This is a genomic window from Bradyrhizobium sp. CCBAU 45384 (genome assembly GCF_028128665.1).
GTDB lineage: Bacteria > Pseudomonadota > Alphaproteobacteria > Rhizobiales > Xanthobacteraceae > Bradyrhizobium > Bradyrhizobium manausense.
Genome location: NZ_LBIZ01000098.1, coordinates 1 through 19601, shown reverse-complemented (window position 1 = coordinate 19601; position 19601 = coordinate 1). Strand labels below are relative to the sequence as shown.

The following is a 19601-nucleotide window of genomic DNA, read 5'->3' as shown; positions in this document are numbered from 1 at the left end:
CGTAATGCGGGAGCGGCTGAGGGCGGGCCGGCCCTGCTGGTGAATAGGCCCATGCCCCAGCGGGCCCTGTCGTCAAGGCGCGGGTCGAGTGAGCAGTTGCATGATGCCCGTGGCCCTGGGCTGCCATGGCGGCGCCGACAGGTGCACACAGGAAAATCAAAAGACTGAGGATCAGGCCTGATCGCATGGTCGTTGCTCCGGCGGACTTGCGGTGAACCATCAAGTGAGCCTCGGTCGATGTCCACGCAATCCGTCACCGCCTCGCGACGGGTCACATCCGCGGCATCATGATCGGGCCGACGGTGGAATTCGTGCGAATCTGTAAACCCATACTGGATGAGCCCGCGTCGCCGCGCTGGGCGACCGCTCTACAAAGGCCCAGCCTTGCAAAGGCGACACTCAAGATCTTGAGGTCTTCCGATGGGCCGGTCGGTGTCCGTCAGGGGTGCTGCCGAATATTTGCGCCAGAGGGCGTGCCTACGGTCTGTATCGGTTCACCGGGAGCGCGGTCGAGGGGTGGGTGTGGCCGCGCCAGCCCGACCGTCCCGGGAGGCGTGTCATTGCTGGACGGACGAGTATTGACGCGCTCCAACGTAATTGCCGATGCGGCGACAATGGCGATGGCAAGGGCGATCGTGGATAGGGCTAAGGCTGCTCGATCATTCGGGTCCATCGTCAGACCTCCGCGCTCCATAGCGAAGGATAACGCCGGGTTGTCGATTTGGTTCTTGCTCAGGGTCCTCGGCCTCAGCGCCCGAGCGCCACCGACGCCTGGATCGTCCAATCGGCGATGGGAATGTCCTGTCCTGAACGGACGACGCAAATCCTGTCGAAGCTAATTCTGCGTCCCGCGAGACGCTGCCCGAATTCGACTGATGCCGGCGCCTTCACCCTTTCCGGGAGGTTGCCATAGAGCAGCGAGACATGCGGCATGAAGCGTTCGGTTTCCTGCGGATCGAGGCGTCGCTTCAGCCCGAAGAGCGGCACTGAGGCGGCGAAGCGCAGGTAGAAGGCGCGGAAGAACGCCTGCGTCGTCTCGATCCCGGTGATCGGCTCGGTGAAGGGCTGCATTGCTGCGGCTGCTGCCCGGGCGTCGTCGTGGAGCTGCTCGAACGCTGCATTCGTGTCGCCGCGCAGCGTCAGATGCGGCGCAAAATTCGGCGTGCCGAAGCGCGCCGCAAGCTCACCGATCAGCGAAGCGAGAAACGCTTCGTCCTCGGGGCACGGCATCAGCCAGAGCGATCGGATCTCGAGAGCCATCGAAAGTCATAAATCTGTTGCACGAGCGAGCTAGGGGTCGTTATGTTTATTCCACGCTGATCGCAGAATGGAAGAACAATTCCATCTGGACAAATAGGGCAGCGTGGAGGAGCGGAACGTGCGGGCGGGCTCGCAGGCTATGTCGGGTGTCGGCGCGGCAATCGAGGTGCGCGGCCTGCACGTTGCCTATGGCGGCACCAAGGTGCTTCACGGCGTCGATCTCGATTTCGCGCCGGGGTCTTTCACGGCATTGCTGGGCTCCTCCGGCTGCGGCAAGACCACGCTTCTGCGCGCGCTCTCCGGCTTTGTGCCGGTCTTGTCCGGCTCGATCGCTGTCGGTGGCAAGGACGTCGCGGGTCTGCCGCCAGAGAAGCGCGGCATGGCGATGGTGTTCCAGTCCTATGCGCTCTGGCCGCATATGACGGTGCTCCAGAACATAGGCTACGGCCTGAAGCTGCGCGGGGCGTCCAAGCGCGACATCGCCGCCAAGGTGTCCTCGCTGCTGGCGATGCTGGGGCTCGCCGGCTACGAAGATCGCAAGGTCACGGCGATGTCGGGCGGGCAGCGCCAGCGTGTGGCGCTGGGACGCGCGCTTGCGGTCGACCCCGGCATCCTGCTGCTGGACGAGCCTCTCTCGAACCTCGACGCCAAGATCCGCATGACGATGCGTCACGAGATCCGTGCCATCCAGCAGCGGCTCGGCGTCACCACGATCCATGTCACGCATGACCGCGAGGAGGCGATGACGATGGCCGACAGGCTGGTCATCATGAATGCCGGCCGCATCGCGCAGATCGGCACGCCCGAGGAGGTCTATGACCGGCCGAACAGCGCCTTCGTCGCCAATTTCATGGGCGCCGAGAACGTCCTGCCCGTCCATGTCGTCACCGGTGCGGGCCGGACCACGATCACGGCTGGCGAGGCGCGCCACGTGCTCCCCCGTGAACGCGACTTGGCTCTGCCGGCGGGCGAAGCACTCGCCTATTTCCGCGACGACGCAGCCAGTCTGGATGCCCCCGATGCCGAACCGGGCGGGGATCTGGTGGTGCCGGGTCGCATTGCGGCGCGCAGCTATCCGGGTGGGCTCTACCGCTACAGGGTCGAGGCCGCCGGCCGCCAGCTGACCGTGGATCACACCATCAGGCATGAACCCGGCGCGGCGGTCGGCCTGCGCATCCCGCTTTCACGCCTTCACATCTTCCCGGCCGCACAGGCGTCCATACAGGCCTCCATCCCTGCCTGAGCCCTTGCAACGATCCGACACGGAGCCAGACCATGCGCCTTCTCACGATCGCCACCTCGCTCGCCGCGCTGATCGCGGCTTCGCCGCTCGCAGCGCAAACGCTCAACGTCGCCTCCGCGGGCGACCAGAACATGGTCGACTATGTCAAGGATTACCTGGCCCCGATGTTCGAGAAGGCTCATCCGGGCGTCAAGATCGTCGCTGTTGGCACCGGGCCGGGCGATGCCGGCTCGCAGAAGATTTACGAGAAGCTCAACGCCCAGAAAGGCGCGACCGCATCCGATTTCGATGTGGTGGTGATCCACCAGAAGGCCGCCGGCCAGATGGTCAGGGAAGGCCTGCTCGACAAATATTCGGCCAATGTCGATACCGCCAGGCTCGCGACGGGCGATTCGTCGAGGAACGCGCTCGGCACCGACGTGAGCGGCTACGTCATCCCGATGTTCCAGTCGCAGACCGCGCTCGCCTACAATGCCGACATGGTCAAGACACCGCCGGCAACCTTCGCCGAGCTCGCCGATTGGGCCAAAAAGAATCCGAAGCAGTTCGGCTATAACGGCATCAAGGGTGGCATGTCGGGCGTAGCCTTCGTCGCCGGCTGGGTCTACGCATTCGGCGGCGATGCCGACAGACTGATGAAAGGTCCCTACGACGCCGCCACCAAGGCCAATTGGGACAAGGCCTTCGCGGATCTGAAGGCCTTCAACGCCGTTGCGACCATTACCCCCGGCAACGCCGGCACGCTTGACATGTTGAACCGCGGCGAGATCGCGATCGGCCCGGTCTGGGTCGACATGTTCTATTCGTGGCAGGCCGACGGCAAGCTGCCGCCGAACATGAAGCTGAAGCTGATCTCGCCCGGCATGCCCGGTCAGCCGATGTATTATTCGATTCCCGAGAAATCGGCACAGAAGAAGCTGGCCGAGGCCTTCATTGCGCTGGCAACCTCGCCGCAAGTCCAGGCCGACGGCATCGTCAAGAAGTTCAACTGGTATCCCGGCATCGACGCCAGGAACCTTGAAGGCAAGCTCGACAAGGCCGCCTGGGACAAGCTCTTCAGCGACGTGACGCCGGCCGAGCTCGCCAGCAACGGCAAGCCCTTTCCGATAGCCCCCTACTTCAATGACATCCTCGAGGGCTACGAGAAAAAGGTCGCGAATTGAGGTTGGTTGCGGCGCGCCGCTGTCGGCAGGTTCGATGTCGATCTCCCAACGCCAGCTCGCTCTGCTGCTCATCGCGCCTGGCCTCGCGCTGGTGGCGGCGCTGTTTCTCTATCCGCTGAGCTTCTCGCTGATTTCGGCCTTCACGGGGCCGAAAGGCGGAGTCTCGCTGGATGCCTTTCGAAAGGCCTGGGAGCTCTATTCCGGCGACATCCTCTTTACCGTCGTGATCGTGCTCGTCTCCTGCTCGTTCACGGGGCTCGCCGCCATCGTCATCGCCGGTACGTTGACGCTCGGCGAGAATCGCCTGATCGTCGGCACGCTGAAAGCGCTCTATCGCTGGCCGCTCTTCATCCCGTTCATCGTCGCGGCACAGTGCATGCGCACCTTCCTCGCCAAGAACGGGCTGATGAACAATTCCTTCGTCGCCATGGGGCTCATGGAGCCGCTCCAGGCGGTCAGCTTCCTCGACTGGCGCGGCATCATCGCCACCTTCGTCTGGAAGCAGACACCCTTCGTTGCCCTGCTGCTCGCGGGCGCGCTCGCCGCGATCGACCGCGCGACGCTGGAAGCGGGCCGCAATCTTGGTGCCTCTCGCTTGCGCGTGCTGCTCGAGCTCGCCTTGCCTCAGGTGATGCCGCAGCTGCTCGTGGCGCTGGTGCTGTCGTTCGTGACGATGCTCTCGGTGCTGTCGGTACCGATGATGGTGGCGGGATCGCAGCCCACCTTGCTGACCGTCGACATGGCCTTCCGCATCAACGCCTATGGCGATTACGCCACGGCGAATGCGCTCGGCGTCATCACCTATCTGCTCTCGGCGGGCGCTGCGATCATCTATCTGAAGCGCGGCATGGCGAAGGAGAGCATGCCATGATGCGCCTGGCATCTTCGATGCGCACGGTGCTGGCTGCGTTCCTGCTCGCGGCCTTTGCCTTCGTGCTGATCGGGCCGCTCGCCAACCTTGCGTTGTGGTCCGTGGCCGAGCGCTGGTACACGCCCTATAAGCTGCCGGTGAGCTACGGCACGCGCTATTGGGAGCAGGTCTTCCGTCCGACGGGCGACGCCATGGCCTCGCTTGGCACATCGGTCTTTATCGCGGTGCTGACGGTCGTCGTCGCGCTCGCGCTCTCGATCCCGGCCGGCTACGCGCTGGCGCGCTTGAGGCTGCCGGCGCGCGCCTTGTTCATGGTTGTGTTCCTGCTGCCGCAGGCCTTTCCGTCGGTCGCGATCTACATCAACGTCGCCCGCGTCTTCTACCAGCTCGGCATCAACGGCACGATCCTCGGCGTGGTGCTCGTCCATGCCGCGCACGGGCTGGTCTATTCGGTCTGGATCGCGGCCGCCGCCTTCGGCGCGGTCGACAAGGATCTGGAGCTGGCGGCGCGCAATATCGGCGCCTCGCCGCTCAAGACGTTTGTCTCGGTGACGCTGCCGCTGGCCGCGCCCGGCATCGTCGCCAGCGGCATCTTTGTCTTCCTGGAATCGCTCGACGAGTTCACCGGCACCTTCTTCGTCGGCGTGCCGCAGGTCAGGACCCTGCCGCTGCTGCTCTACAATGCGGCGATGGGCGGTAACTATCAGGTTGCCTCGATCACGGCGCTGATCCTGCTCGTGCCATCGGTGCTGTTCATGCTCTTCATCGAGCGCTTCCTGCGCGCCGACGTGCTGGCCAAGGTCGGGGCCTAGGCCATCATGAGATTAGGTTTCTTCGCCGCGGCAACGGAGGTGCGCTTCCTCCCCCGCCCTTGTCCGCCGAAGCCTTGGCGAAGGCGGATGCGGGCCGCGATGAGCTTCGCTCGCGCTGAGAGGCTGGGGAGAAGGTTTCTCCGCAACGGGACAATCCCCAAGAGGAGAAAGCCCTCACCCGGCGCGCGGGACGATGCTTCGCATCGCCCGGGACGCGCATAGCCGAGGCTATGCCTCGGCGTTCTTTAAGTACGGCCGCCGAAGGCGGCCTAGGCTCTCCCGCAAGCGGGAGAGGTGCACCGAGCCCGCGGCGGCTTGATTCAGCCCAATCTTATCGCGCTTGATCCCGATCCCTGGCGAGCTCGGCAAACACCCGCCGGAGATTGCCGTCGCCATCCTTCAGAATGGTCTCCGCTTCGGCCCTGGTGACACCGAGCGCCAGAAGCACCGCCATCTTGACGTTGCCTTCGGCCTGCTCCAGCGCGCGTGCCGCGTGCGATGGATCGCGCTCGGCGATTTGCGCCACCATGGCCTCGGCGCGCCGCTTCAGCTTGGCATTGGTCGGCTGCATGTTCACCATCATGCCGCGATACACCCGGCCAAGACGCAGCATGATCCCCGAGGAGATCAGGTTGAGCACGACCTTCTGCGCGGTGCCCGCCTTCATCCGCGTGGAGCCGGCGATCAGCTCCCGGCCGGTCTCGATCAGGATCGGAAACTTGGCCGATGCCAGCAGCACAGTGCCGGGATTGTTGGCGACACCGATCGTCACTGCACCGCAGGAGCCTGCCTGCTGCAGCGCCGCGACGGTGAACGGCGTCGTGCCGCTGGCCGCGACCGCGATCACCACATCATGCGGCGTGAGCCGCGCGGCGTTGATCTGCGCGACCGCATCGTCGATGTCATCCTCCGCGCCCTCGATGCTGGTGACGAAGGCACTGTCTCCGCCGGCGACGATGAAGCGGACGCGCTCTTTGGGCCAGGCGAAGGTCGGCGTCAGTTCGGCGCCGTCCTGGACCGCGACGCGCCCCGAGGTGCCGGCGCCGACATAAACAAGGCGACCGTGGTCGCCCAGCGCGGTCTTGGCCGCTTCGGTCGCCGCGGTGATTGCGGGAAGGGCATGGCCGATTGCGGCAATCGCCGCAAGCTGCCCCTCCCACATCGCTTCCATCGCCGACGCCAGCGGCCATGCATCAAGGTCGGCAAATCTGGGATCGACGTCTTCGGTTGCCATATTGCTGATCCCAGCCTCAAACGCGGAACTTCGGAGCCTGTTCATGGTCAGTTTCTCTCTCCTGGGCAGGTCCAGCTTGGCCAAGTCAGCGCGGCAGCGGGTGTCGCCCCATCGATGTCCGATACCCGGTGCCTTTGTTCCCATGGGACGTTAACGCGAGGAACTAGCTTCGGGTCCCGAAACCCCTGCGTACACTAAGGAGCCGGATGGGGCGGGAGGCGCCTCACGAGTCCGTGACTGCGATTTTCGGATCAGCCGAGGGGCCAAGCCGGTCTTCCGCCGCAAACCTTTGATGGTGCCGACATGCCCGGGCGAGCGGCACGACGCCCTGGGAGTCGTCGGCAAGGTTTATTGCATCGGACAGCTTGGAACTTGCTTGAAGAGGTCAGACCTGTGCGAAGCCACCGTCAACGAACAGCTCGGCGCCATTCACGAAGGAGCTCTGGTCGGATGCCAGGAATAGAACTGCCTCGGCGATCTCGCTCGGCAGCCCTACCCTTCCGACCGGCGCGACATCGCTGTGACCTTTCAAGAAGCCAGCCATCTGGTCTTCGGTCATGCCGAAACCGTCGTAGGCCGGCGTCGGCACCGTACCTGGGCTCACGACGTTTACGCGAATTTTTCTATTTCTCAGATCGACGCTCCAGCCGCGCGCAAACGACCTGATCGCGGCCTTGGTCGCTGCGTACACGCTGAACGCTGGAGTTCCCTTTATGGCCGCGATCGAAGCGTTTAGCACGATCGCAGATCCCTCGCCCATGAGGGGCAGGGCCTTCTGTACGGTGAACAGGGTTCCACGCACGTTAACGCCAAAAGCCTTGTCGAAGTGGGCCTCGGTTATCGTCCCTAAAGGGGCGAATTCGCCGAGGCCAGCATTTGCGAAGAGAATATCCAATCGTCCTTTGTCCTCCTTGATCTCCTCGAAGAGGCGATCAAGGTCGCCGAGATTGGCAATATCGCCCCTAATGCCCTTGGCGTTCGATCCGATCGCTGCGACAGCTTTCTCGAGTTCTGCCTGTCGCCTTCCTGTAATGAAGACAAACGCACCTTCCTTCGCGAACAGCTTGGCAGTTTCCAACCCGATGCCGCTGCTACCTCCGGTTATCAGTGCGATCTTCCCTGACAATCGATCCATGTCCGCCTCCGATTTCGGAGTGATTGGTGAATCCGATGACGCTTGCGGTCACACCCCTTCGTAGACCAGTCGGGTGAAGAAGGCGGGATCGATGACGAAGTTGCCGAACTTGGCGTCGAAGGCCGCCGTCGGTTTGGCCGCGACCGTTTCGTCCCGCGAGCGTCCCTGCTTCTTGAGTGCGGCGACGTTGTCGCGGATGCCCGCCAGCATGTCGCGGAATTCGCGGAGCTCGGCCCTCGTGCCGAGCGCCTTGCCGTGGCCGGCGATGATGATGGTCTCCTCGTTGGTCGCCGCGAGATTGGCATCGGAGGCTGCGATCATCCCGTCGATGCTGCCGCCGGTGGAGTAGTCGATGAATGGATAGATGCCGTTCCAGAACGTATCGGCTAGATGCGCGACATTCGCTTCGGGAAACGTCACGGAGATGTCGCTGTCGGTATGCGCGGGACCGTAGTATTTGAGGGCGATCGTCGAGCCATTGAGCTTGAGGCTGCGCTCGCCGGCGAACGTCTCGGTGGGAAGTCCGGCCGGCGGCAGCGCGAGAAAATTGTAGTCCCATTCCTCCACGCGCTGCACCTGGGACAGGTATTTTCGCGTGTTGTCCTGGGCGATGATCTTCGCGCCGGCCGCGTTGAGCCAGGCGTTGCCGTCGGTATGGTCGAAATGCCAATGGGTGTTGATCAGGTGTGTGATCGGTTCGGCGCCGAGTTCAGCAAGGGCCTTCGTCATTTGCGGGCGGGAGACGGCGATGCCGGCGTCGATCAGCACCTTGCCATCGGGGCCCGTCAGCACGGCTACTGTCCCACCGGAGCCTTCGAGCGCACAGATGCTGCCGCGCAGCTTGTGCGTGACGATCGGCGCCGAGGCGGCGCTGTCCTTGATTAGGCTTACGATGCCGCGCGCCTCAGCGAAGGCCTGTCGCGGCGTCAGCCAGGGTCCCGCGGCTGCGGAGGCCGCGCCTCCGATGCAGCACAGACAGAAGCCGCGCCGCGATATGGAATGCTGTCTCGAGATCATGGCGGCCTCAGCTCTCGATGAACGCGAGAAGATCGGCGCTGATGGTCTCGGCCTGCGTGGTCGGCATGCCGTGAGGGAAGCCCTTGTACGTCTTGAGCGTGCCGTTCTTCAGAAGCTTGGCGGACAGCGGTCCGGCATCGGCGTAAGGAACGATCTGATCGTCCTCGCTGTGCATCACCAGTACCGGGATGGTGATCTTCCCCAGGTCGGCGGTGAAATCGGTCTGCGAGAATGCAACGATGCCGTCGTAGTGGGCCTTGGCGCCGCCCATCATGCCCTGGCGCCACCAGTTCTGGATGATCGCCTCCGAGGGCTTCGCGCCCGGTCGGTTGTAGTTGTAGAAGGGTCCCGCCGCCACGGCGCGGTAAAACTCCGAGCGGTTCGTGGCGAGCTGCGCCTGGAAGTCGTCGAACACTTCCTTGGGAAGGCCGCCCGGATTGGCGTCGGTCCTCACCATCAGCGGCGGCACCGCGCTGATGATGGCTGCCTTGGCGACGCGGTTCTCGCCGTGACGCGCGAGGTAGCGCACCACTTCGCCGCCGCCCGTCGAATGACCGACATGGATCGCGTTCTGCAGTTCGAGCTGACCCGTGACCGCCGCGAGGTCGTCTGCATAGTGGTCCATGTCGTGACCATCGCCGACCTGGGAGGAGCGGCCGTGGCCGCGCCTGTCGTGAGCGATGACGCGATAGCCCTTGCCGAGGAAGAAGAGCAGTTGCGCGTCCCAGTCGTCGGCCGATAGCGGCCAGCCGTGACTGAAGACGATCGGCTGTCCCTTGCCCCAATCCTTATAGAAGATCTCGACGCCATCTTTGGTCGTGACGGTGCTCATCGTTGAACTCCCGTTTTCTGCGGCCGATCGGACCGGACTTCTTCACGGGTACCGCGTTGCAGCGCGGTCGCGCAGCCCCTAAGATCGAGAAGGAACTTCTCAAAGCTCGGAAAGGTGAGCGTTCCGTGGACCGCCTTGAAGCGATGTCGGTGATCATCGCTGTGACCGAGACGGGCAGCATCTCGGCCGCTTCGCGTCGCCTTAAAACCCCGGTGGCGACGGTCAGCCGCAAGGTCGCCGAGCTGGAAGCCCGGCTGAAAGCCCAATTATTTCAACGTACCTCCCGTCGGATGACGCTGACCGATGCCGGACGGTCTTATATCGACGCCTGCAAGCGTATAATCGAGCAGGTCGACGACGCCGAGCGGGAGGTGTCGGGGGAGTACCGAATTCCTAAGGGGGGCTTGGCCGTGACGGCGCCATGGGGTCTCGGCCATACGCATCTGGTGCCGTTGGCCATCGAGTTTCTCCAGGCCTACCCTGAGATCTCGCTGCGGCTGATGTTGACCGACCGCATGGTGAATACGACCGAGGAGGATATCGATATCGCGATAAGGATCGGGGCACTGCCCGACAGCAACATGATCGCGACCCGGATCGGTTCGATCCGCATCGTCGTTTGCGCAAGCCCTTCATACCTCGAGGCTCGGGGCCGCCCGCGGCAGCTCGCCGATCTGGCCGACCACGATTGCGTCACCATCGCCGATCGCGTTGCGCCGTCTGGCTGGCGCTTCGTGCGAGGCAGTCGGGCCAAGATAGCTCCGATCAAGTCGCGGCTGTGCGTCAACACCTCGGAAGCAGGCGTGATGGCCGCGATCGCTGGCGCCGGATTGACACGGGTGATGTCGTACAAGATGGACGCGGCAAAGCAGGCTGGAGCGCTTGCCATCGTGCTCGACGACTTCGAACCTGAGCCGCTTCCCGTCCATATCGTCTATTCTCCGCGAAAGCCCGTACCGATGAAGCTACGAGCATTTCTGAATTGGATGACGCCGCGCCTCAAGACGCGACTGGCGCTGGACTGACCTTCCGGCCGCGAGCCCCGGCTACGGGAGCCCTCGCTGACGAAAGCTCCAGGATCGCGGCAGACGGCGAAGCCGCCGGCGCCGTGCCTCCGTTGCGCGACCGCCTTCGCGAGAACGAGGTGGTGCAGACCTAGTTCATGCTGGTCTTCGACAACGAGCTACATGAACTGCACACCACCAGACGCTGGCGTGACCTGGCGCGGATGCCGCGTGCCGACTTCGAGGCGCAAGTCGAGGCATTCCTCAAGCCCGGCGGCACCTTGTCGGCGCTGCGGGCGATGGCGGGCAAGGCCTAACGAATCGACTGATTTTGGTCGCACTACGGCTCGGATAAAGTCGGGAAATCGAGTCACTCTTATTCCGGAATCGAGTCACTCTTTCGGTGTCCGCACAACGAGCGAAGGCTGGTGGGCCCGGCAGGACTCGAACCTGCAACCAGACCGTTATGAGCGGCAGACTGTCGATCACCTTCGTTGATTTTGCTGCGGATTCGCCTCCGTTCGATCGCGTTTGTTGCGTTTCGATGAGGTCGTTTCTGGTGCGAAACTGGTGCGGTTGCCAGTTCGCGGTTCCGAGGTGATTGGCCCACCAATCTCACCTTGGCGTCGTCCTCTCAAGGCTGAAACAGGGGTTCGATTCCCCTAGGGAGCGCCATCTTTCCAATCACTTAGCTGGAATTGCGTCGAGCCGGAGACCGGCCGACCAAGTATGGACGCAGTATCGGCGGGGATGCTTCGCATCTCGGCGCTTTACAAAGTCAGGTACCCGCACTCCGTTATTCCGAATTCAGCTGCAGGCGAACTTGATCTTCCCCCGAAAAAATGGACAGGGTTAAGCTGCTTTTAGCTCCATCTCGATCGGGCTGATATAGCAGATGGCGGAGTGACGACGCTTTCGATTGTAGAAGCCCTCGATGTAAGCAAAGATATCACGTCTGGCTTCCTCACGTGTTTCATAATGCTGCTGATGGACGAGTTCTGTTTTGAGCGTGTGGAAGAAACTCTCCATCGGCGCGTTATCGTAACAATCGGCCTTGCGGCTCATCGAGGCCCGAAAACCGGCGGACTGCATCACCGCGCGGGCTGCCATAGCGGCCATTGGTGTCGCGGTGAACCCGCCTGATGTCGTCGACGAGCTCACGATTGGCGGCGGATCGCTGGCTCTCCAGGCGCGAGCGCCAGGCATAATAGCCAGCAGGCGAGACGCCAAGCACGTCGCACATGATCGTTACTGGATAGTCGGCGCGGCGATCTTCGATGAAGCGAAATCTCATTTCTGAACTCCAGCAAAGATCGCAATGGACTTCCTAAGAAACAGCCGGATTGGCGTCCCCCGGAATGGCCTGCAACACGAAGCCTAGCGATTTGGCTCTCCGCTGAAGGTTGGCGACGACGCGGCTGCGATATTGTTGCTCATATTGGTCGGCACCCGGATCCCTGTAGCTCATGCCGTGCCGGAGCGTGTTGTAGAATAAAACCGCAATCTTGCGGGCGGTCGCCGTCACGGCCTTCGACTTACCCGCCCGTGAGGACAGCCGACGATAGAATGCTCCTAGCGCTGTATCACTTCGACCGACCGTTGTGGCCGCCAGCCGCAACAGCGCAGCTGCCCGACTGGACGATCGTCGCGTACGCGAAGACAGCACCTTGCCGCCGGAGATCTTGTTGCCCGGTGCGAGGCAGAGCCAGGCTTGAGCCCCAAATGCTCAAGGCTAACAGCCTTGAGCGCCTGAACATCGTGCTCGGCACCGACTACGCCGATTCAGGCGAACTGATCGAATACATGACCAAGCCCGCCAACAAAACCGACGTTGCCCTCAAGATTTTCGACACGACGGAGGCGATAGCTTTCCCCGGCTATATCAATGCCGCCGTCGAATAAGATCGTCTTTGCGTCTGCCGGCGCGGGCAAAACAACGGAAATCGTGACGCAGGCGCTTTCGATGCGTCCGCGGAAAGTCGCGATTACCACGTTCACGCTAAAGAACGTGGAGGAGATCAGGCGCAAGCTGATCGAGCTAAACGGATATGTGCCTCCGGAGATTACGATCTATCCGTGGTACACCTTCGTCCTTCACGAGATGGTGCGCCCTTATCAAGGCTGCGTTCATCAAGAGAGGGTCGTGGGCGTTCACTTCGCCAAGGGCGCCACCCGCACCTATGTCCCGAAGGCAGACGTAACCCGGTATTATTGCGACCGGGAGAACCAGGCCTACTCCGATCGCCTTGGCGATTTTGCCTTGCTGTGTAACGAGGCGAGCGATGGGAAGGTCATTCGCCGGTTGAACGATATGTTTGCCCGCATCTTCGTTGATGAGGTGCAGGACCTTGCCGGATTTGACATCGATGTCTTGGAGCTACTGCTCCGCTCTCCCATCGCCATGTCGCTTGTCGGCGATATTCGCCAGTCGACCTACCGCACCAGCTACGCGACAAAGAATAAGAAGTTTTGCGGACGCGGCTTCATTCTGAAGGCCGAAGCCTGGAAGAAAGCTGGGCTGTGTGAAGTTACTTACATGGCGCAAAGCCGCCGTTGCATCCAACCGATCTGTGATGTGGCGGACCTCATTTTTCCCGATCTCCCCAAAGCTCAATCGAAGAATGAGAGCCAAACCGCACACGACGGGGTCTTCGTGGTGCGGACGATCCACGTCGAGGAATACCGGAGGCCGTACCAGCCACAGGTACTTCGGCTCGACCGGCGATTTGGCGCCGGTCTCCCGGCCGAGAACTTTGGCATGGTCAAAGGCCTAGGTTTCGAGCGCGTCCTGATCATTCCTTACGGAGGGATCACCAATGGCTCCGCACGGGCAAGCCGGAGCACGTTGCCGGGTCGGCAGATGAGGTTTATGTCGGTATTACCCGTGCCTATCAGAGCGTCGCTTTTATCCACGATGGGTATGTGGCCGTGCCGGAAATCTCTATCTTTGAGCCATAGGCTCAAGGGTCGATGCGGTTCATGGTACAGTGGCGCGATGATCGAATCCCCGCCCGAACAGGACCAGCCTCGCCCACCCGGGATCATGGCACGAAACATCGCCGATCCTATAAAGCTGTCCGGCCTCCAGCTGCACGGCGTGTCCGCGGAAACAGCCCGCGGAGGGGATACCATCAAGGTCTACACAAGGCTGAGCCTCACTTCGGATGACAAGTTCTTTCACCGCGTAGCGGAGGGCCTGAGTAATCACATCGAGCACATCGCGCGGCAGTCCGGAGGCGCCGTCAACCTTAAGCGCGCCGATGTCGTGCTCCTCGTTGTGCATCCGGATGACACGGGCGACTTGTGGCTCGACACGGCAGCGGTTGCGCTTCAGATCATGACCAAGCGAGACATGGTCGCCGGGGCGGTGGTGTTCGAGCAGGATATTGCCGACGTTATCGGCATGGGTTTCCCTCTTGTCCCGATCGGCAAAGAAGATCGTGTCGTCTGCATGTTTCGCGAAGGCTGGCGCTTTGGCTTGTTCTTCGATTTCAACCCTGATGCCGATTTTTCCGTAGAGGAAATGCAGCGCGACCTTGGCACGCTGCATCGCAGGCTGAAGTACCGAGACCTTTACGATGCGATCGCCGACCAGGCCGTGTTTTCACGGCTTATCGCCGCTGGCTGGTTTCCATTCGTAGAAATTCTCGGTCCCGAATTTGGGGAGCTCCTAAAGTTCAGCGAAGCCGGATTTGAGCTCGATGAAGTGGAAGCGAAGATCCTTGCGAAGTTCGACTCTGAGCGGATCGAGCGGATGTTCAGCCGGTGGATGGCGAAGGCGCATTTTGCCGGCAAGGAACGGCTTTTGCGCTCGGCGCTGAAATCCTTCGCGGAAGGCGACGCCGTGCCCGTGCTGAAAATTGCCTTGACTGAGATCGAAGGAATTTTGGGTGACGCCTATCGCAAGGTTTATGGGAAGGGCGCGCGGATCAAGAAGCTGCTGGAATTCGCGGTCGCGTCGGCGGAGGCAAAGGCGGGGCACCCGGATACACTCTTGTTCCCGGCCGCTTTCGCTCATTATTTGAGATCGCATACCTTTGCTGACTTCGATCCCGCGGCTCGGACCGGCAATGCCAGCTCGCGCCATGCCGTCGGTCACGGTGCGGCAGCACCTGAAACCTATACGATGGTACGGGCACTTCAGGCCCTGCTTACCCTCGATCAATTGGCTTTTTACACTTGAAGCGCCCCTTTGTGAGAGGATAGGCGTGCTGGGTGATCTATAAATAGATCACAAAGGCCGGAATGATCTATTTATAGATCATATACTTGACATCGGGCCTATTTTGGTCTATAAATAGATCATAAGGCTGCTTATGGCCTATTTATGGATCAGACGTGCCCAAGACCAACCGCCCTGTCTCGCCCTATGCTGCGAATGCCGCGATCCGGCTGGGGCAGCTTATCCGTCGAGGACGCATTGACCGCCGCATGACCGTGGCTGCCTTGGCGGAACGGGCAGGGGTCTCGCGTGGCCTCATGCAACGCATCGAGGCGGGTGACCCCGGTTGCACCATTGGCGCCGTGTTCGAGGCCGCTGCGATTGTCGGCGTGCGCCTGTTCGATGCGGGCCAGGTAACGATGTCGCGCGACGTCGAGTCCACCCGCGAAGTGATGGCCTTACTTCCCAAAGCAATCCGCCGCCACCGAACCGAGCCTGACGATGACTTCTGAGCAAAAACATACTCAAGCCTATGTATGGGTTTGGTTGCCGGACAGCACGCAACCTGTCGTCGCGGGTCTTTTGTCCGCGAGCGGCAAGCAACTCGTCTACAATTACGGGCAGAGCTATCTCCGCCGCAACAATGCCATCCCGCTTTATGAGCCGGAATTGCCGCTCAAGAGCGGCGTCCTTCCGCTCCTGAACGGGCTCAACATGCCCAACTGTATTCGCGACGCCGCGCCCGACGCGTGGGGCCGCCGCATCATCATCAACCGCAAATTCGGATCGGGCGGAAAAGATGTCGATCCCGGCACCCTTGACGAACTAACCTATCTTATGGAGTCCGGGTCGGACCGCATCGGCGCGCTCGATTTTCAGGCGTCGGCGTCAAACTACGTGCCGCGCGAGAGCGCGGAAGTGTCGCTTGATGAACTTTTGAACGCCGCCACGCTGGTTGAAAAAGGCGTACCGCTGACGGCTGAACTCCATCGCGCGCTGCTCCATGGCAGCTCCATCGGCGGAGCGCGGCCAAAAGCCATGATTACGTCCGGCAACAAGAAATTCGTGGCGAAGTTCTCGTCCCAGAACGACCTCTTCGGCGTGGTGAAAGCCGAATTCATCGCCATGCGCCTCGCATCCCTCGTCGGTCTTACCGCCGCGCCCGTTGCCCTCAAGCGCGCCGCCGGAAAGGACGTGCTGCTGATCGAGCGCTTCGACCGTGAAAAAGCCCCGGAAGGCTGGCGCCGCAAGGCCATGGTGTCGGCGCTCACGCTGCTGGAGCTCGACGAAATGATGGTCCGCTACGCGAGTTACGAGCAGCTTGCGACCGTCATTCGTCACCGCTTCACGTCGCCCAAAGAGGCCTTGAAAGAACTCTTTGGCAGGCTCGTGTTCAACATCCTGTCCGGCAACACTGACGACCACGCGCGAAACCATGCTGCGTTCTGGAATGGTACGGAGCTTACGCTCGCGCCCGCCTACGATATCTGTCCGCAGAACCGCACGGGTGGGGAGGCATCGCAGGCCATGCTCATCATGGGGCAGGAGCGTGCGAGCCAGATCGCACTTTGCCTGAAAGCCGCGCCCTTGTTCCTGCTTAATGAGGGGGAGGCGATCCTTATCGCGACCGTGCAAATCAAGACCATCAAGGAACGCTGGACGCAGGTATGCGACGAGGCCACGCTCAGCGAGGTTGACCGGAATTTCCTGTGGCGCCGCCAGTTCTTCAATCCCTATGCGTTCATCGACGCGCCGGAAGCTATCACGCGCCTCGTCGGTTAGCGGAGCAGCCCGCGCATCGTGCGACTGGCGAATCGCCCCGGTCGATCCGAGCCATGCCTTACCGCAAACGTTCAATCGTAGGCCATGCGATAGTCCCGGAGCACAGGATTTGACCCAACGCGCGAGCGGCCTTGTTCAGGGATTGGCAGCTCTAGGGCGGTCAAGAGATAGCAGAGCGATTCCATCGCTCGCGTCGATTTTGAGAAGGCGCGGAATTGCGCGTCGCTCTCCGGATTGAAGTGGCCGTGCGCGCTCTTGCCGCGAAAACTGATTGCGCGCTTGAGATGCTCGACGGCCTCCTCGGGGATGACGCCTTTGCCGAACCTGGCTTCGACGGTGCCGATAAGACGCTTGAATTGCTGCTCGGCGGTTTCCGCCCTGATCCACCGGATCGCGCCCGCGACGCGCTCGCCGATTGTTGGATCGTGACCGAGCTCCTGGGCTTTCGCTGCGGCAACGGCGGCGATCGCGTCGACATCCGAAGCGGAGAGCACCGGCTGCGCCTTGCCGATCGGGATGTCTTCAAACCATCGGCACGCGTTCAGAAGCCGTTCCGAGGAAACGACGTTCTTCAAGCCGAATGCGGTCATCATAAGCGCGCTAGGCCGCCGCCACGACGATGCCCGGTTCATCCACGCCACAAGGCATGCGCGGAAGGTGCCAAGTTCCTGATCGTCCCAACATCGTACCGGCGAACCGCCGACCCAGAGATCGCGATTGTCGACCTCGGCTTCCGGCCAAACGTAGTGGACCTTATGGTCGCCAGGATATTCGTGCTTTTCGATGGCTTCCATCATCTCTGCGAAGGAAAGGCGGTCGATCCGGATCGCCGATGGCGTGAGCTGCACGCCGAAGCAGAACGACAGGAAATTCACGTAATCCGACACGAACCCTATGTAGTCCCGGATGTTCTGCGGTTGCTCGAATTCGAGCCCGAAGGTCGGCCAAATCTCCTTCGGCCCCTCCAGCTCCATGCCGTAGGTCGCGCCATACCAAGCCCGCACCGTCATGCCTTGTGCCGCATCGTTGAAGATCGTTAGCTCATCTTCCCCGGGAAACCGCGTGCGGCCAATCGTCTTGACCTTGCCGTTGTGGCGCATCAACTGGTTCGTGTGCTTCACGTTGAATGAGGCCTGCCTGACCCCGTCTTCCGCCGTCCACGCGTCGTGGCCGACAACCGCGACATTGGAGAGGATCTCTTGGTGGTAGGTGCGCCGCTGCGGCGGCATGTTCCGCGTAGACGTTCCGGCGATGGTTGTGACGTTCGAATGCAGCGAGACGATTTCGTTCGTCGCGGTTTGCAAGAAGACAGGCTCTTCACCTTCGATATGGAAGTGATCGGTATAGCTATAGATATGGGCGCGGAGCTCGTCGTCTGAAACGAGGACCGTTCCGGTGAGCCTCTCGCCGGTAACAAGCTCGACACAGTGCAGAGGCTTTGCGCTTTCGATCTTCGGCATGGACCTATCCTGGAATCAGGACCTCCTCTTCAGTTATCAATTTTGTCTTCGCTTTCAGGCCAACGGTCAACTCGCTGCTTTTAGGGCGCGTGCGGCGGGGCCGCACCGGGAGGCTCTCGTGTTGGGGTGGACGGCCCCCTTCCGCCATACTGCGTGGCAAGATGAGGTCGTCGCTGACCTCGCACGAAGGAGCCTCCCGTGGAAACGATTGTTCGCATCGGTTTGGATACGTCAAAGAGTGTATTTCAGCTGCATGGCGTTGATGGCACCGAGCAGCCGGTTTTGCGGCGTAAATTGAGGCGCGGGCAGGTTTTGGAGTTCTTCAGGCGTTTGCCGCCTGCGCTTGTGGCTCTGGAGGCCTGCGGGGCATCGCACTATTGGGCGCGGGAGCTGCAATCGCTCGGGCATGAAGTGGCGATGATCCCACCGCAATATGTCAAACCCTATGTGCAGCGCGGGAAATCCGACGCTGCGGACGCGGAAGCGATTTGCGAGGCGGCAAGCCGGCCGAAACTGCGCAAGAACTTTGTACCTATCAAAAGTCCTGAGCAACAGGGCGACAAATGTTGGCGCGTGTGCGCAACCAGTTCATCGGCAGGCGGACCCAACTCGCCAACTCAATCCGCGGCTACGCCGCGGAATTCGGCTTTACCGCGCCCAAGGGGCTTTCGCGGCTTCAACAATTGCTGATCGATATCAAGGCCGATGCAACAGTCCCCGACTTGGCGAAGGAGTTGGTGGACGCCTTGGCAGCAGAACTGGCGCGCGTCGACGACCAGATCGCCAAGCTCGACAAGAAGCTCATGCAACTCCACCGAAGTAACGAGATGAGCCGACGGCTGGCGGCTATCCCGGGCGTCGGTCCGATCGGTGCGACGCTGCTTTCGATCAAGGTCGTGGATACACGCGGGTTCAAGTCGGCAAGAAACTTCGCCGCCTGGCTCGGCCTGACACCAAAGAATCACTCGACGGCCGGAAAGAACAGGCTGGGCGTGATTACACGCGCCGGCGACGGCATGTTGCGAACCGTTTTGGTGGCTGGCGCGACGGCTGTGATCGCAGATATGCGCCGACGGGAGACACGCTCCTGGCCCTGGCTGAAAGACATCATCGCACGCAAGCCGCCGAAGCTCGTGGCCATAGCCTTGGCAAACAAGCTGGCGCGGATTGCCTGGAAACTGATGGTCAGCGGCGAGCGGTATCGGCCCGCAAGCAACGTCGCGCAGATGCCGACATAGACTTGAACGAAATGCAGAGCTTGGCGCCAGACCGGCAGGTTTGACGCTGAGGGCGGAACTTGCAGGACAGGAAGAGGTGGTACGTTCGGCGCAAGCCGGTCAGTGAAATGCTCCGCTCGGTTTACCGGCAGAAAATGCCGCTCTCGTGTTTGGATCTCACTGTCCGCGAAGCCCATCTTGGCCGGTGGTCGCAAGACCCGAAAACAGGTCGGACATATGAGCGCAAGCGATCCGAGCATGCTGCCAGAGCCGTTCTTGCAAGTCGGGGGCCAATGGTATGGACCCAGCCCTTGCCGCGGTGGAATCTCGAGCGTCAAGTGCAGTGAAGGAGGATATCATGCAGGTCGTTCGGATAGGTCTAGATCTGGCGAAGTATGTCTTCGAAGTT

At 61.7% G+C, this 19601-nt stretch carries 17 protein-coding genes and 3 pseudogenes; 11 read left to right on the top strand and 9 right to left on the bottom strand.

Annotated features, from left to right (window positions below; all coding sequences use genetic code 11):
* Positions 1-747: 747 nt before the first annotated feature.
* Positions 748-1260, bottom strand: coding sequence for a 2'-5' RNA ligase family protein (locus XH80_RS10515; protein ID WP_271598530.1), 513 nt, complete (start codon positions 1258-1260; stop codon positions 748-750).
* 118 nt (positions 1261-1378) lie between these two features.
* On the opposite strand from XH80_RS10515, the gene XH80_RS10510 reads away from it, so the two are divergent.
* Genes XH80_RS10510 through XH80_RS10495 form a run of 4 tightly spaced genes read left to right on the top strand, consistent with a single transcriptional unit; the run spans position 1379 to position 5349 of the window.
* Positions 1379-2503, top strand: a complete 1125-nt coding sequence (locus XH80_RS10510) for an ABC transporter ATP-binding protein (RefSeq protein ID WP_333968722.1) — start codon at positions 1379-1381, stop codon at positions 2501-2503.
* Positions 2504-2535: 32 nt separating this feature from the next.
* Positions 2536-3666 carry an ABC transporter substrate-binding protein gene (locus XH80_RS10505; RefSeq protein WP_271598529.1) on the top strand — a complete coding sequence of 377 codons (1131 nt, stop codon included), beginning with the start codon at positions 2536-2538 and terminating at the stop codon, positions 3664-3666.
* Positions 3667-3706: 40 nt separating this feature from the next.
* Positions 3707-4537, top strand: coding sequence for an ABC transporter permease (locus XH80_RS10500; protein WP_442869141.1), 831 nt, complete (start codon positions 3707-3709; stop codon positions 4535-4537).
* Complete coding sequence (locus tag XH80_RS10495; RefSeq protein ID WP_271598620.1) at positions 4537-5349, top strand: ABC transporter permease; 813 nt, start codon at positions 4537-4539, stop codon at positions 5347-5349. Before XH80_RS10500 ends, XH80_RS10495 begins: the two co-directional genes overlap by 1 nt.
* Positions 5350-5680: 331 nt before the next feature.
* Here XH80_RS10495 and XH80_RS10490 read toward each other — a convergent pair whose 3' ends face one another.
* From XH80_RS10490 to XH80_RS10475, 4 genes are all read right to left on the bottom strand, one after another.
* A complete protein-coding gene (locus tag XH80_RS10490) occupies positions 5681-6628 on the bottom strand; it encodes an N-acetylmuramic acid 6-phosphate etherase (protein ID WP_271598527.1) in 948 nt (315 codons plus the stop codon).
* 340 nt (positions 6629-6968) lie between these two features.
* Positions 6969-7718 (bottom strand): SDR family oxidoreductase, encoded by a 750-nt coding sequence (locus XH80_RS10485; RefSeq protein WP_271598526.1) that lies wholly within the window; start codon positions 7716-7718, stop codon positions 6969-6971.
* 48 nt (positions 7719-7766) lie between these two features.
* The gene (locus XH80_RS10480) at positions 7767-8735 is read right to left on the bottom strand and encodes an MBL fold metallo-hydrolase (protein ID WP_442868623.1); all 969 of its coding nucleotides are present in this window, start codon (positions 8733-8735) and stop codon (positions 7767-7769) included.
* 7 nt (positions 8736-8742) lie between these two features.
* Positions 8743-9567 carry an alpha/beta fold hydrolase gene (locus XH80_RS10475; RefSeq protein ID WP_271598525.1) on the bottom strand — a complete coding sequence of 275 codons (825 nt, stop codon included), beginning with the start codon at positions 9565-9567 and terminating at the stop codon, positions 8743-8745.
* 125 nt (positions 9568-9692) lie between these two features.
* On the opposite strand from XH80_RS10475, the gene XH80_RS10470 reads away from it, so the two are divergent.
* Together XH80_RS10470 and XH80_RS10465 are read left to right on the top strand one after the other, a co-directional pair.
* Positions 9693-10592 carry a LysR family transcriptional regulator gene (locus tag XH80_RS10470; RefSeq protein ID WP_271598618.1) on the top strand — a complete coding sequence of 300 codons (900 nt, stop codon included), beginning with the start codon at positions 9693-9695 and terminating at the stop codon, positions 10590-10592.
* A 137-nt stretch (positions 10593-10729) separates the two neighbouring features.
* Complete coding sequence (locus XH80_RS10465; RefSeq protein WP_271598524.1) at positions 10730-10888, top strand: hypothetical protein; 159 nt, start codon at positions 10730-10732, stop codon at positions 10886-10888.
* 535 nt (positions 10889-11423) lie between these two features.
* On the opposite strand, the pseudogene XH80_RS10460 reads toward XH80_RS10465, so the two are convergent.
* The 3 genes and pseudogenes from XH80_RS10460 to XH80_RS10450 all read right to left on the bottom strand — a co-directional run.
* Positions 11424-11660 (bottom strand): annotated as a pseudogene (locus tag XH80_RS10460) (IS3 family transposase); the annotation flags it as partial.
* Positions 11608-11865: a hypothetical protein gene (locus tag XH80_RS10455; protein ID WP_271598523.1), complete on the bottom strand. Its 258-nt coding sequence runs from the start codon at positions 11863-11865 to the stop codon at positions 11608-11610. The gene XH80_RS10455 and the pseudogene XH80_RS10460, both read right to left, overlap by 53 nt.
* A 33-nt stretch (positions 11866-11898) precedes the next feature.
* A pseudogene (locus XH80_RS10450) lies at positions 11899-12282 on the bottom strand (IS110 family transposase); the annotation flags it as partial.
* 11 nt (positions 12283-12293) lie between these two features.
* Here XH80_RS10450 and XH80_RS10445 point away from each other — a divergent pair.
* From XH80_RS10445 to XH80_RS10430, 4 genes are all read left to right on the top strand, one after another.
* Entirely contained in the window at positions 12294-12473 is a 180-nt protein-coding gene (locus tag XH80_RS10445) for a hypothetical protein (RefSeq protein ID WP_271598522.1), read from the top strand.
* Complete coding sequence (locus XH80_RS10440; protein ID WP_271598521.1) at positions 12457-14754, top strand: UvrD-helicase domain-containing protein; 2298 nt, start codon at positions 12457-12459, stop codon at positions 14752-14754. Before XH80_RS10445 ends, XH80_RS10440 begins: the two co-directional genes overlap by 17 nt.
* Positions 14755-14909: 155 nt before the next feature.
* Positions 14910-15245 carry a helix-turn-helix transcriptional regulator gene (locus XH80_RS10435; RefSeq protein WP_271598520.1) on the top strand — a complete coding sequence of 112 codons (336 nt, stop codon included), beginning with the start codon at positions 14910-14912 and terminating at the stop codon, positions 15243-15245.
* Entirely contained in the window at positions 15235-16515 is a 1281-nt protein-coding gene (locus tag XH80_RS10430) for a type II toxin-antitoxin system HipA family toxin (protein WP_271598519.1), read from the top strand. Before XH80_RS10435 ends, XH80_RS10430 begins: the two co-directional genes overlap by 11 nt.
* 71 nt (positions 16516-16586) lie before the next feature.
* Here XH80_RS10430 and XH80_RS10425 read toward each other — a convergent pair whose 3' ends face one another.
* Positions 16587-17975, bottom strand: a complete 1389-nt coding sequence (locus tag XH80_RS10425) for a hypothetical protein (RefSeq protein ID WP_271598518.1) — start codon at positions 17973-17975, stop codon at positions 16587-16589.
* Positions 17976-18173: 198 nt separating this feature from the next.
* Here XH80_RS10425 and XH80_RS10420 point away from each other — a divergent pair.
* A pseudogene (locus XH80_RS10420) lies at positions 18174-19213 on the top strand (IS110 family transposase).
* The last annotated feature ends 388 nt before the right edge of the window (positions 19214-19601 follow it).

Coding starts and splice junctions, on each gene's coding strand:
- XH80_RS10495 (WP_271598620.1), top strand. CDS start 4,537: ATGCGCCTGGCATCTTCGATGCGCACGGTGCTGGCTGCGTTCCTGCTC.
- XH80_RS10480 (WP_442868623.1), bottom strand. CDS start 8,735: ATGATCTCGAGACAGCATTCCATATCGCGGCGCGGCTTCTGTCTGTGC.
- XH80_RS10505 (WP_271598529.1), top strand. CDS start 2,536: ATGCGCCTTCTCACGATCGCCACCTCGCTCGCCGCGCTGATCGCGGCT.
- XH80_RS10455 (WP_271598523.1), bottom strand. CDS start 11,865: ATGAGATTTCGCTTCATCGAAGATCGCCGCGCCGACTATCCAGTAACG.
- XH80_RS10485 (WP_271598526.1), bottom strand. CDS start 7,718: ATGGATCGATTGTCAGGGAAGATCGCACTGATAACCGGAGGTAGCAGC.
- XH80_RS10475 (WP_271598525.1), bottom strand. CDS start 9,567: ATGAGCACCGTCACGACCAAAGATGGCGTCGAGATCTTCTATAAGGAT.
- XH80_RS10515 (WP_271598530.1), bottom strand. CDS start 1,260: ATGGCTCTCGAGATCCGATCGCTCTGGCTGATGCCGTGCCCCGAGGAC.
- XH80_RS10425 (WP_271598518.1), bottom strand. CDS start 17,975: ATGCCGAAGATCGAAAGCGCAAAGCCTCTGCACTGTGTCGAGCTTGTT.
- XH80_RS10490 (WP_271598527.1), bottom strand. CDS start 6,628: ATGAACAGGCTCCGAAGTTCCGCGTTTGAGGCTGGGATCAGCAATATG.
- XH80_RS10440 (WP_271598521.1), top strand. CDS start 12,457: ATGCCGCCGTCGAATAAGATCGTCTTTGCGTCTGCCGGCGCGGGCAAA.
- XH80_RS10430 (WP_271598519.1), top strand. CDS start 15,235: ATGACTTCTGAGCAAAAACATACTCAAGCCTATGTATGGGTTTGGTTG.
- XH80_RS10465 (WP_271598524.1), top strand. CDS start 10,730: ATGCTGGTCTTCGACAACGAGCTACATGAACTGCACACCACCAGACGC.
- XH80_RS10445 (WP_271598522.1), top strand. CDS start 12,294: ATGCTCAAGGCTAACAGCCTTGAGCGCCTGAACATCGTGCTCGGCACC.